General features: G+C 60.7%; 13 protein-coding genes and 1 pseudogene. 10 read left to right on the plus strand and 4 right to left on the minus strand.

Annotated elements, in window-relative coordinates; all coding sequences use genetic code 11:
* Nucleotide 1: 1 nt before the first annotated feature.
* Complete coding sequence (gene maiA, locus KJF94_RS01365) at nucleotides 2-637, plus strand: maleylacetoacetate isomerase (RefSeq protein WP_214380722.1); 636 nt, start codon at nucleotides 2-4, stop codon at nucleotides 635-637.
* 107 nt (nucleotides 638-744) lie between these two features.
* Here the strand turns inward: maiA and KJF94_RS01370 are convergent, their stop codons facing one another.
* A complete protein-coding gene (locus KJF94_RS01370) occupies nucleotides 745-1,548 on the minus strand; it encodes a SirB1 family protein (RefSeq protein ID WP_214380723.1) in 804 nt (267 codons plus the stop codon).
* 174 nt (nucleotides 1,549-1,722) lie between these two features.
* Between KJF94_RS01370 and KJF94_RS01375 the strand changes: the two genes are divergently transcribed.
* On the plus strand, nucleotides 1,723-2,742 hold the full coding sequence (locus KJF94_RS01375) for a Glu/Leu/Phe/Val dehydrogenase family protein (RefSeq protein WP_214380724.1): 1,020 nt from the start codon (nucleotides 1,723-1,725) through the stop codon (nucleotides 2,740-2,742).
* 175 nt (nucleotides 2,743-2,917) lie between these two features.
* Here the strand turns inward: KJF94_RS01375 and KJF94_RS01380 are convergent.
* Nucleotides 2,918-3,157: pseudogene (locus KJF94_RS01380) on the minus strand (YebG family protein); the annotation flags it as partial.
* A 357-nt stretch (nucleotides 3,158-3,514) separates the two neighbouring features.
* Here KJF94_RS01380 and KJF94_RS01385 point away from each other — a divergent pair.
* Nucleotides 3,515-4,015 carry a phosphate-starvation-inducible protein PsiE gene (locus KJF94_RS01385; RefSeq protein ID WP_214380726.1) on the plus strand — a complete coding sequence of 167 codons (501 nt, stop codon included), beginning with the start codon at nucleotides 3,515-3,517 and terminating at the stop codon, nucleotides 4,013-4,015.
* On the opposite strand, the gene KJF94_RS01390 is transcribed toward KJF94_RS01385, so the two are convergent.
* Together KJF94_RS01390 and KJF94_RS01395 are read right to left on the minus strand one after the other, a co-directional pair.
* A complete protein-coding gene (locus KJF94_RS01390) occupies nucleotides 4,012-4,329 on the minus strand; it encodes a DUF3509 domain-containing protein (protein WP_214380727.1) in 318 nt (105 codons plus the stop codon). The genes KJF94_RS01385 and KJF94_RS01390 overlap by 4 nt on opposite strands.
* A 264-nt stretch (nucleotides 4,330-4,593) precedes the next feature.
* The gene (locus KJF94_RS01395) at nucleotides 4,594-5,970 is read right to left on the minus strand and encodes an L-serine ammonia-lyase (RefSeq protein ID WP_214380728.1); all 1,377 of its coding nucleotides are present in this window, start codon (nucleotides 5,968-5,970) and stop codon (nucleotides 4,594-4,596) included.
* 135 nt (nucleotides 5,971-6,105) lie between these two features.
* Here KJF94_RS01395 and KJF94_RS01400 point away from each other — a divergent pair, with 135 nt between their 5' ends.
* The 7 genes from KJF94_RS01400 (at nucleotide 6,106) to KJF94_RS01430 (ending at nucleotide 11,799) form a co-directional block, all read left to right on the plus strand.
* On the plus strand, nucleotides 6,106-7,053 hold the full coding sequence (locus tag KJF94_RS01400) for a LysR substrate-binding domain-containing protein (protein ID WP_214380729.1): 948 nt from the start codon (nucleotides 6,106-6,108) through the stop codon (nucleotides 7,051-7,053).
* A 213-nt stretch (nucleotides 7,054-7,266) separates the two neighbouring features.
* The gene (locus KJF94_RS01405) at nucleotides 7,267-7,674 is read left to right on the plus strand and encodes an HPF/RaiA family ribosome-associated protein (protein ID WP_214380730.1); all 408 of its coding nucleotides are present in this window, start codon (nucleotides 7,267-7,269) and stop codon (nucleotides 7,672-7,674) included.
* 376 nt (nucleotides 7,675-8,050) lie between these two features.
* The gene (locus KJF94_RS01410) at nucleotides 8,051-8,344 is read left to right on the plus strand and encodes a DUF3649 domain-containing protein (RefSeq protein WP_214380731.1); all 294 of its coding nucleotides are present in this window, start codon (nucleotides 8,051-8,053) and stop codon (nucleotides 8,342-8,344) included.
* Entirely contained in the window at nucleotides 8,341-9,921 is a 1,581-nt protein-coding gene (locus tag KJF94_RS01415) for a PepSY-associated TM helix domain-containing protein (RefSeq protein ID WP_214380732.1), read from the plus strand. The genes KJF94_RS01410 and KJF94_RS01415 overlap by 4 nt, the downstream gene beginning before the upstream one ends.
* Complete coding sequence (locus tag KJF94_RS01420; protein ID WP_214380733.1) at nucleotides 9,922-10,248, plus strand: DUF3325 domain-containing protein; 327 nt, start codon at nucleotides 9,922-9,924, stop codon at nucleotides 10,246-10,248.
* Between the two features lie 4 nt (nucleotides 10,249-10,252).
* A complete protein-coding gene (locus tag KJF94_RS01425; RefSeq protein ID WP_214384686.1) occupies nucleotides 10,253-10,816 on the plus strand; it encodes an RNA polymerase sigma factor in 564 nt (187 codons plus the stop codon).
* On the plus strand, nucleotides 10,813-11,799 hold the full coding sequence (locus tag KJF94_RS01430) for a FecR family protein (RefSeq protein ID WP_214380734.1): 987 nt from the start codon (nucleotides 10,813-10,815) through the stop codon (nucleotides 11,797-11,799). The genes KJF94_RS01425 and KJF94_RS01430 overlap by 4 nt, the downstream gene beginning before the upstream one ends.
* The last annotated feature ends 60 nt before the right edge of the window (nucleotides 11,800-11,859 follow it).

An 11,859-nucleotide genomic window follows, 5' to 3' on the forward strand; every position in this document is an offset into this window, starting at 1 on the left:
CATGGAACTCTATACCTACTACCGTTCGACCTCGTCTTACCGGGTGCGCGTCGCGTTGGCATTGAAGGGGCTGGATTACCAGGCGTTGCCGGTCAACCTGATCGCACCGCCGGGTGGCGAACATCGCCAGCCAGCGTATCTGGGCATCAACCCACAAGGCCGGGTGCCGGCCTTGCGCACCGATGAAGGCGAGTTGCTGATTCAGTCTCCGGCGATCATCGAGTACCTGGAGGAACGTTATCCACGGGTGCCGCTGCTGTCCAAAGACCTCGCCGCTCGCGCCCATGAACGGGGTGTGGCGGCGGTGATTGGTTGCGATGTGCATCCGTTGCACAACGTCAGCGTGCTCAACCGTCTGCGGCAGTTGGGGCACGATGAAACGCAGGTGGTCGAGTGGATTGGGCACTGGATCGGCCAGGGGCTGGCGACGGTTGAGCAGTTGATTGGCGATGAGGGTTATTGCTTTGGCGAGGAGCCGGGGTTGGCGGATGTTTACCTGATTCCGCAGTTGTATGCGGCTGAGCGGTTCAACATTTCGCTGGAGGCGTATCCACGGATTCGTCGAGTGGCGGCGCTCGCCGCGACACACCCGGCATTCATCAAGGCGCACCCGGCAAACCAGCCAGACACTCCTTGACCTACCTGCTGTAGGAGCGAGGCTTGCCCGCGAAGACGTCGGCACATACAGCGATGATGTGACTGCCAGACCGCCTTCGCGGGCAAGCCTCGCTCCTACAGGGGGAGTCAGTGGACGATTGAATTGGGGGGGAGGTGGCCTAATCGCTCGGTCAGCCGAATCCGCTGGATCGGGTCGTCGCTCAGCAGTAGCGCGTGCTCCAGATCGAAACGCTCGGCATTTGGGCAGTCCAGCCGTTGGTAGAGGCTGGCCCGCGCCAGGTAATCGGAGGCGCTCGCGTTGCCCAGCTCCAGCACACGTTCGGCGTCGATCAACGCACCAATGTAATCATCGTGAGAAAGGTGCAACTGGCGCAGGTTGCGCGACAGTCGCTGCAGCATCTGCACCGGCTCGGCGGTGAGTAAATGTTCGGCGCTGATCTTCATGTTCGGGCCGTACTGGCGTTGCAGCAATTCACGGCAATCGTTGGGGTACAACCGGCGTCCACCGCAAGGGTCGAGCAAATGATCGGCCCCCGGAACCCGCAGCAGGAAATGCCCCGGGAAGTTGACCCCGACCAGCGGGATTTCCAGGCCTCTGGCCAGTTCCAGCGCAATCAGCCCCAATGCCAGCGGTTGGCCGCGCCGGCGTTCCAGCACTTTGTCGAGCAAGGCGGCTTGCGGGCGCAAGGGGGTAAAGTCGTCCTGGGCGAAGCCCAGGTCATTCAGGCGTCGCAACAAGGGTTGAGCCAGTTCGCTCACCGGCAGCATCGGCAAGCCATAACTGACGCGCAGTTGCAGGTCCTTGAAATGGGTCATCACCGCCGCTGGATTTACCTCCTTGTCATGCTCGACGCACATCCACAGCGCCGCCTCGAACAGCGCAGGCGGTGATCGTTGCAGACAGTCGAAGAAGCGTTGGCGGGGCGTCATCAAAATCTCCGGGGAATGCCTCGTTTTAGCCTCGTCTGCGGCGTTCGTCCAGTGGCACGCCGGGTTATGTCCGAAACCGCTGAATGCCCGTGCTGCTTATTCCGGTGCGCTTCTGCAATTTTTGGGCGCGAGCCTATACTGGCGACTACAAGAAGTGATTCGGGAGCCCCTACGATGTTCGCTCTCATGCAAAGCACTCGCCTTGAATCGCTGCATCTGAGCGTCGACTCGGTCACCGGGTTGAAGGCGGTCATTGCCATCCATAACAGCCGTCTGGGGCCTGCCCTGGGTGGGTGTCGTTACCTTGCCTATCCCGACGACGAGTCCGCGGTCGAGGATGCCATTCGCCTCGCCCAAGGCATGAGCTACAAAGCGGCGCTCGCCGGTCTGGCGCAGGGTGGCGGCGTGGCGGTGATTATTCGACCGGTCCATGTGGAAAACCGCGCGGCACTGTTCGAAGCGTTCGGCCGCTGCATCAATCAGCTCGACGGCCGCTACATCACTGCCATCGACAGCGGCACCTCGGTGGCGGACATGGATTGCATCGCCCAACAGACCCAGCACGTCACCAGCACCACCTCGGCGGGCGACCCGGCGCCTCACGCGGCGATGGGCGTGTTCACCGGCATTCGTGCCACTGCCATGGCTCGCCTGGGCAGCGATAACCTCGAAGGCTTGCGCGTGGCCATTCAAGGTTTGGGCAATGTCGGTTTCGCCCTGGCCGAACAGCTGCACGCCGCGGGTGCCGAACTGTTGGTCAGCGATATCGATCACGGCAAGGTGCAACTGGCCATGGAGCAACTCGGTGCTCACCCGATCGCCAACGACGCGCTGCTCAGCACGCCTTGCGATATTCTCGCGCCGTGCGGCCTCGGTGGCGTACTCAACAGCAATACCGTCACGCAACTGCGATGCTCGGCGGTGGCCGGTTCGGCGAATAACCAACTGACTCATCTGGATGTTGCGGATCAACTGGAACGGCGGGGCATTCTTTACGCGCCGGATTATGTGATCAATGCCGGTGGGCTGATCTACGTTTCGCTCAAACACCGCGGCGAAGAGCTGACGACCATCACCGCGCACCTGTCGAAAATCAGCTCGAGGCTGACCGAAGTCTTCGCCCATGCCCAGGCGGAAAAACGTTCCCCGGCGCGGGTGGCGGACGAATTGGCGGAGAAAGTGTTGTATCGCTGAGCACCGCTTTTATTCCAGACATGAAAAAGGCCCTGAGTCATTCGACTCAGGGCCTATTCAATTGGGGTGTTGCTTACTTCGGCGTCTTGGCGGCTTTGGCTGGCTTGGTCGGCTCAGCAGCTTCAGCGACTTCAACGGGTTCGGCCTTTTCTACCACTTCCACCGGCGCATTCAGCAGTTCGGACAACGCATCCGGCTGGCTCTTGAACGCCCTGGCGAACACATCGCGGTTCTTCGCCATGTAGATCCCGGCTTCTTCCACTTGCTGCTCGGTCAGGGACGGAACGGCTTTTTGCAACACTTCAGCCAGCAATTCGGCCAGTTCGAGCATTTTGTCATGACGGTCAGCTTCGGCTTTATCCATGAACAAGCGCTCCAGATCTCGGCTGCTGCGGTATACCACTTCGACGGCCATTCACCACCTCACATGCCTTCACGATAGTTGTCTGTTTCGACCACTGTATTTATATACAGCGAAAAGGATAAGCGAATCCCTGCGCTTTGGGTAGTGGCTTTTTAATGTAGACCGAATTCAGGGTTTGTCAGGTGACCCGTGGCGCTCCATTCGCGGGCAAGCCTCGCTCCTACGGGTAATACCGGCCCCGTAGGAGCGAGGCTTGCCCGCGAAGGCGCCTGTCCAAACACCACAAAAGTGTCCAATAGCAGCCCATAGCCATCTCACCGAACAGCCTCTGGCCTTTTTTCTGCATGCAGAACAATCGTCACGTCCAACCCGCATCATCCGCTCGAACCGAGCTAAGGAAGAATCATCGTGAAAATCAACTGGGCCGAGAACCTGCGGCAGAACGTGCACCAACTGGCCGAGTCCCTGGGCAATCTGTTCGTCGAGACTTTCCACTACCTGGCGCTGTTCGCCATTGGTGCGGTGACCGCGTGGGCGGCGGTGATGGAGTTTCTGGGGATGATCGAAGCGGGGCACATCAAGATCGATGACATCCTGCTGTTGTTCATCTACCTCGAACTGGGCGCGATGGTCGGGATTTACTTCAAGACCAACCACATGCCGGTGCGCTTCCTGATCTACGTGGCGATCACCGCGCTGACGCGTTTGCTGATCTCCAACGTCTCGCACCACAATCCGCCCGACCTCGGCATCATTTACCTGTGCGGCGGGATTCTGCTGCTGGCGTTTGCGATTCTGGTGGTGCGTTACGCCTCGTCGCAATTCCCTTCGGTGAAGATCGAACACCCGCAACGCAAGATCGGTGCGGGCTCCGGTGAGCATCCCGAAGTGGAGAAAGGCGAGATTTAGAGGCGCATGGCAGGTCGGGAATGTCCTTTGACCTTTGGCGGCGGCAGGTTGCGATTGTCGCCGTCGGTCATGGCTTCGAGGATGGTCATGGCGCACTGGCCCTGTTCGATGGCAATGCCGAACTGGATGCTTTGCACCAAACGTTTGAGGCGCTTGGGGTCATTGCGTTGTTCGGCGCTGATCATCCGTTTGGCCACGATACGGCCATTGTTGGACAGGGTCAGCATGATGCTGCCGTCCAGACCCTGAATGCTCAGGTTGATCTGGTAATCCGGTGCAAAGGCATCGGTAATGAGCTGAAAAGGGTTGTCCATGATGCGTCACCGCCTGATTGAACGTGCAGTTGTCGACCGGCCATGATCGGGTTGGTTCGCAACACCGGACCATCGGCATGTCGCTCGCTGAGGTTTTCAAAAATCCTTTTTGCCTCGTCAGGGATGTAGCAAGGGGCATGCCGGAAAAATTGTCGAACAATGATCGCGGCATAAAAGAGGCGGGCTCTATGGCCCGCCTTCTTTTTGCCTGCCCGTTTCAGTGCATGAATGAGTAGATGATCGCTGACGGTGCAATCAGACCGGTCAGCACTCCACCCAGCTGACCGCCAGGCCGCCCCGTGAAGTCTCTTTGTATTTGTCATGCATATCAGCGCCGGTATCGCGCATGGTACGGATCACCCGGTCCAGGGAAATGAAATGTTTGCCGTCGCCGCGCAGGGCCATTTGCGTGGCGTTGATCGCCTTCACCGCGGCGATGGCATTGCGCTCGATGCACGGCACTTGCACCAGGCCGCCGACCGGGTCGCAGGTCAGGCCGAGGTTGTGTTCCAGGCCGATTTCGGCGGCGTTTTCCAGTTGCTCCGGCGTGGCGCCGAGTACATCGGCCAGACCGGCGGCGGCCATGGCGCACGCCGAACCGACTTCGCCCTGACAGCCGACTTCGGCGCCGGAGATCGATGCGTTTTTCTTGCAGAGAATGCCTACCGCCGCCGCGCCCAAAAAGAATGCGACCACGTCATCGTCCGACGCGTCCGGGTTGAATTTCATGTAGTAGTGCAGGACGGCGGGAATGATCCCGGCCGCACCGTTGGTAGGCGCGGTGACCATCCGTCCGCCCGCCGCGTTTTCTTCGTTCACGGCGAGGGCGAACAGGTTCACCCATTCCATCGCCGACAGCGTGGAAGTGATGACATTCGGCTTGCCGATTTCCAACAGGCTGCGGTGCAATTTCGCCGCACGGCGTGGAACATTCAGACCGCCGGGCAGGATCCCTTCGTGGCGCAAGCCCTGCTCGACGCACTCGCGCATCACCGACCAGATATGCAGCAAGCCCTGACGGATGTCGGCTTCGCTGCGCCAGGCCAGTTCATTGGCCATCATCAATTCGCAAACCCTGAGTCCATGCTGATTGCAGAGCTTGAGCAGTTCGGCGGCGCTGGAGAAATCGTAAGGCAGCACCACGTCGCCGGTCGGCGCGATGCCGGACTCGGCTTCGGCCGCTTCGATGATGAAACCGCCGCCGATCGAGTAGTACGTTTGCTCCGACAGCTCACCTGTTTCGCCGAAGGCTGTCAGAGACATGGCGTTGGGGTGGTAGGGCAGGCTCTCATCGAGCAGCAGCAAATCGCGATGCCAGTCGAAGGCAATGGTGGTTTGGCCGGCCAGATTCAGTTCGCCGGTCTCCAGCAATGTGCTGATGCGGTTGTCGATGCAGGTCGGATCGATGCTGTCCGGCCATTCGCCCATCAGGCCCATGACACAGGCGCGGTCAGTGGCGTGGCCGACGCCGGTGGCTGAGAGGGAGCCGTACAGGCGGATTTCCACTCGACGGACGGCGTCGAGCAATTTCTGCTCAATCAGTGCCTGGGCGAAGGTCGCGGCGGCGCGCATCGGGCCGACGGTGTGGGAACTGGACGGACCGATGCCGACTTTGAAAAGATCAAAAACACTGATAGCCATGCTAAAGCCTATACAAGCAATGGAAGAGAAATCGCTGCCATTTTTGTAGGACAAGCGCAATGTCGGCGATACTGACTGTCTCGGTCCTACGTGACCAACGAAACTTCCTAAGACAGCCTTTAGCAGGACTAAACAATGAGTCGCCAATTGCACGCCCAGACTTATGTCTGGCTGCACGTGTTTTCCTGTGCCGCGCGGCACTTGTCGTTCACCCGTTGCGCCGAAGAGCTGCACATCACGCCTGGGGCGGTCAGTCAGCAAATCCGCCAACTGGAAGAACGGCTGGGGTTCCGACTGTTTCACCGGCGTGCGCGGGGGGTGGAGTTGAGCGCGGAGGGCCAGCGACTGGCCATTACGGTCAACGAGGCTTACGGCAGCATCGACGCGGAATTGCGACGACTGGACGCGGGAATGATCAGCGGGACGTTGCGGGTGCGTTCGATTCCGTCGTTCCTGAGCAAATGGCTGACCCCGCGTCTGCCGCGCTTGCAGCAACGTTTCCCGGACATTCAATTGCGCCTGGTGGCGGAGGACAGCAGCGTGCCGTTGCACGAGGGCGACTTCGACCTGGCCATTGATCTGAATGACGGCAGTTACCCCGGCTTGTTGTCCACGGCCTTGCTCGACGAGCAGATCTTCCCGGTCTGCGCGCCGAGCCTGTTGCGCGGGCGGCCGCCGTTGCACGGCCCGGCAGACCTGTCGCACTTTGCGCTGTTGCACGACATCACGGCCTGGCGGGGCAGTTATGAGTACGCGGAATGGGAGTTCTATCTCGACGCCATCGGCTTCGAAGGCGCGGACGTGCGGCGTGGGCACACGTTCAATCGCAACCACCTGACCATCGAAGCGGCGATTGCCGGAATGGGCGTGGCGATAGCGCGGCGGACGTTACTCAACGATGAGCTGGAGCGCGGGACGTTGATTGTGCCGTTTGGTCTGGCGGTGCCGAATCACAAACGTTACATGCTGCTTTATGCGCCGGGGGCGCTGAGCCACCCGGGCGTGCGCGCGGTGCATGACTGGCTGGTGGAGGAGGCGGGGATTTTTCGAAGCCTGCACCCGCTGGCGGAGCGGCAGATGTGAGGAATTGTGACAAAGAAGTGAAGCGACCCAACTCCCGACCTTAACAGCGCTTTTGTTCCTTGTCCGGCTTTTTTTGCGAATGAAAATTTATCTTTTTCCAGGGGTTGAAATGTTCGGCGCACAGACCGATTGTGTAACCAAGAGGTCACGGTGACGACGCCCAAGGGCCAGCCGAAGGGCCTCTCGCGAGCTAGCTGAAATAAGGGATGAACTATGCAAATCCAAGTCAACAGCGATAACCATATTCAAAGCAGCATCCGACTGGAGGAGTGGGTACGTACTACCATTGAGAGCACGCTCGAACGTTATGAAGAGGACCTGACACGCGTCGAGGTCCACCTGCGGGACGAAAACGGCGACAAGCCCGGTCCCCATGATTTGCGCTGCCAGCTGGAAGCGCGGCCAAAAGGCCATCAACCGATTTCTGTGACCCATAAGGCCGAGAACCTGGAACTGGCGATCGACGGTGCGGCTGAAAAACTCGAACACGCGCTGGAACATCTGTTCGGCAAACTGCGGGGCAAACTACGTGCCGCGGTGGTGCCGTTCGAAAGAGTAGCGGCCGATGCGCTACTGGAAGACGAGTTTCTCGAGAACGAACAGGCTGCACTGAACGGCTGATGCCTGGATCACTTTTTATCTTTCCACCACTGAAAACGGGCCTGCTTATGCAGGCCCGTTCTTGTTTCAGGGTTTAGTGATTTCTTCAGGTTGATGAATACCTGTGGCGAGGGAGCTTGCTCCCGCTCGGCTGCGAAGCAGTCGCAGATCGACTGACACGGTTTGCCTGATAGAAACCGGTGGCAGCTTTTGGGACTGCTTCGCAGTCCAGCGGGAGCAAGCTCCCTCGCCACAATGAAGTCCTGCCCCAGAGACATCATCAATCTCATAACGCGCTGATCCGAACTCTTTTGCGTATGAGAATATTTATCATTAATATTGCAGCCTTGCTGGCCCCGCGACTTTCCCGAGGCCTCACCCGTTTCAAGGCCGAAACATGAAAGTACTTCCCGTTTCCTATCGATTGGCCGTCACGTCGCGAGTGCTGGCTGCGGTGCTGGGCGGCTACATCGTCGCGGCGCTCGCCAGTGTCAGCCTGAGTCTGTGGGTGCCCATGCCCCGCGCCGACGCGGTGGTGACCGGGATGATGACCTCGTTTCTGGCCTATCTCGGCGCGGTGATCTGGTGCTTTGCCTGTCGGAGCGCGTGGCGGGCCTGGTTCGGGGTGATCGTGCCGAGCCTGATGCTGGCAGCGGTGTCGGGGCTGGCGTATTGGATGGGTCTCTCATGAAAGAGGGCTTTCGTCAGGCGATGGCCTGGCTGCACACCTGGGCCGGGTTGATCTTCGGCTGGTTGCTGTTCGCGATTTTCCTGACCGGCACACTGGCCTACTTCAAGGACGAGATCAGCCACTGGATGCAACCGGAAATTCCTGCCCGTTCGGTGACCTCCGAATCCAGTCTGACCCTGGCGCAGAACTACCTTCAGCAACACGCCGCCGGCGCCTCGCGCTGGCTCATCGACTTGCCCGATGTGCGCGAACCCGGCCTGTCAGTACGCTGGCAGCAGACTCCGGCCAAGCGTGGCGAACGCGGCCAGTTCACCGAAAAACTCCTCGACCCGCAAACCGGCGCCGAAGTGCAGGGCCGCGAAACCACGGGTGGCGAGTTCTTCTACCGCTTCCACTTTCAGCTGCAAATGCCTTATCCGTGGGGTCGCTGGTTGTCGACCATCGCCGCCATGGTGATGTTTGTCGCGCTGATCAGCGGGATCATCACCCACAAGAAAATCTTCAAGGACTTCTTCACCTTCCGTCCGCGCAAGGGCCAACGGTCCTGGCTCGATGGTCATAACGCGGTGGGCGTGCTGGTGCTGCCGTTTCACCTGATGATCACCTACAGCAGCCTGGTGATTTTCATGTCGATGGTGATGCCGGCGAGCATCCTGGCCTCGTACAACGGTGATGTGCGGGCGTTTTTCGATGAGGTGTTTCCGGCGTCCACTGCGCCGGAGCCAGCGGGCAAGCCGGCTGCATTGGCGCCGCTGGCACCGCTGCTGGAAAAGGCTCGGGAGCAGTGGTCGGGCGGGCAGGTCGGGCGGCTCACCGTGAACAATCCAGGCGATTCGAACGCTTCGGTGGTGCTCGTGCGTGACGGTGCCGATCGCGTGGTCCATGACTTTGGCCGCGCAGCGACCTTCAACGGCGTCACCGGACAGTTGCTCGCTACGACGCCGGAGCAATCGCTGCCGAGGGCGATTGCCGGCAGTTTCTACGGCTTGCACATGGGCCGTTTCGCGGACCCGGTGCTGCGCTGGTTGTACTTCATTTGCGGGTTGGCCGGCACGGCGATGATCGGCACCGGGCTGGTGGTCTGGCTCGGCAAACGTCAGCTCAAGCATGCGAAAAGCGGCGTGATGCCGTTCGAGTTGCGGCTGGTGGAAGTGCTGAACATCGGCGGCATGTCCGGGCTGATGGTCGCCGTGGCCGCGTTTTTCTGGGCCAATCGCGTATTGCCGGTGGACATGGCCGGGCGTGCGGATTGGGAGGTGAACAGCTTCTTTATCGTCTGGGGCCTGAGTGTCTTGCATGCCATGGTCCGCCGTGGCCGTGCGGCGTGGGTCGAGCAGTTGGCGCTGGCGGCGCTGCTGTTTGGCGCGGTGCCGGCGCTGAACGCCCTGACCACGCCGTATCACTTGGGTATCACGCTGGCGCAGGGCGATTGGGCGATGGCTGGTTTCGACCTGACGTGTCTGGGCAGCGGTCTGTTTTTCGCCTGGGCTGCGTGGAAAATGCAGCGTTCGGCACAGGCTGGAGCCGTCACCCAACAGCGTGCGCAACCGATCACCCTTGAGCGAGAGGCGAACTGAATGTTGCTGGCCCTGTTGCTCTGTTACGGCGGTTTCACCGCGCTGTGTTTATCGATGGACCGGCATCACGCCGAGCTGTTGGGCCGCAAGCCGTCGGCCCGTCGCCGCCAGGGCATGAAGCTCGGTGGCTGGGTGTTGCTGGCCTTGTCGCTGTGGGCGGCGGTGTCTTCGACCGGTTGGGGGCTTGGGCTGGTGGAGTGGTTTGCGGTACTGATGCTCAGCGCATTGCTGCTGGTGCTGTTGATGCCCTATCGACCGCGCCTGGCGTTGTCGCTGGCCGGTATAAGCCTGCTTGTCAGCCCCGTTGCCGCGTTTGCGCAGTATTGACCTGATGATCACCCGTCCTCCTGATTCCCACGACGAAGAACCTCGCGGAGCGCGTGCGCATTTCCTGCAGGTGTTCTTGTCCCAGCGTTCGCAAATGGAAGCGTTGGTGAACCGTCGCGTGGGGTGTCGAGCGACGGCGGCGGACCTGGTGCAGGATTTGTTTTTGCGCTTCTGGCGCCGGCCGCTGGTGCAGGTCGAAGAACTCAGCACGTACCTGTTGCGCTGCGCCGGCAACATCGCCATCGATCACTTGCGCAGCGAAGGCACGCGGGTGCGAGTCAATGAAGGCTGGCAACCGGATCAGCCCGACAGCCACGGCAGTGAACCCCAGGCCGCGCTGGAGGCCGGCAATGATTTGCGCCACGTCGAAGCCGCGTTGCGCGCGCTGCCCGAGCGCACGCGGCAGATTTTTCTGCTCAATCGCATCCACGGCCGCAAATACGCCGAGATCGCCAAGGCCATGGGGTTGTCCCAAAGTGCCGTGGAAAAACATATGATGCGCGCCCTCGAAGCCTGCAAGGCCAGCCTGCGGGATCCCGAACCGCGTACGCCAAGGAAAGCACCGTGAATCAGCTTGACCGCGTCACCCCGACGCCCGCTCAGGAACAGGCCGCTTTCGCCTGGTTGAGTCTGTTGCATGACCAGCCAAGCAGCGGCGACCAGGCCACATTCAGCCATTGGCTGCAGGCCGACCCCGCGCATGCCGAAGCCTACGCCCAGGCGCAAGTGGTGTGGGAATTGAGCGAAGTACCGGCGCGCAGGCTGGCCAACGAAGACGCGTTTGCCTTGCAGGGCTACCTCAACGCCATGAATCAATCGCGTCGCAGCAGTGTTCGGCGCTGGTCCGGTGCGCTGGCGATGGCGGCGTGCCTGTTGTTGATGATCAGCCTCGGTTCAGGCTGGCAGCCGATGCGCTGGGTCGATGATCTTGGCGCTGATTATGTGTCGGCGCCGGGGGAAATCCGCACCGTCACGCTGGCGGATCAATCGCAAGTCATCCTGGATGCCGACAGTGCCATCGCCGTGGATTTCAGTCGGGGCGAGCGCCACGTTCAGTTGCGTCGCGGTGCCGGTTTCTTCAGCGTGACGCACACGGGCGAGCCGTTTGTGGTGGATGCGGAAAAGGGTCAGGCGCGGGTGCTGGGCACGCAGTTTGAAGTGCGTTTGCAACCTCACGGCGCGCAGGTCACGGTGTTGTCCGGCCGGGTCGGCGTGATGGCGGACAAGCACGCCGAGCAGCAGATTCTGAACGCCGGGCAGCAAGTGGCGTATGGCGAAGGCACGGCGGAAAAACTGCAGGCTGTGGACAGCGAAGCGCAGTTGGCGTGGCGTCAGGGTTGGCTCAATTACTACAAGGCGCCACTGGCCGATGTGGTGCAGGACCTGCGCCGTTACTACCCGGGGCGGATTGTGCTGCTCAATGATGAACTGGCGGCACGGCGCGTCAGTGGCAGTTTTCCGGGCAAGGACCCTCAGGCGGTGTTGAGTTCGTTGCAGGGGGTGATGGGGTTTGAGCAGCACACTGTGGGGCATCTGATTATTTTGCGGTGAGGCGGACGGCCCTTTCGCGGGCAAGCCTTGCTCCTACAGGTTTTGCGCGATCCTTGTAGG

The sequence above is a fragment of the Pseudomonas hormoni genome (assembly GCF_018502625.1).
In the GTDB taxonomy this organism is placed as follows: Bacteria; Pseudomonadota; Gammaproteobacteria; order Pseudomonadales; family Pseudomonadaceae; genus Aquipseudomonas; species Aquipseudomonas hormoni.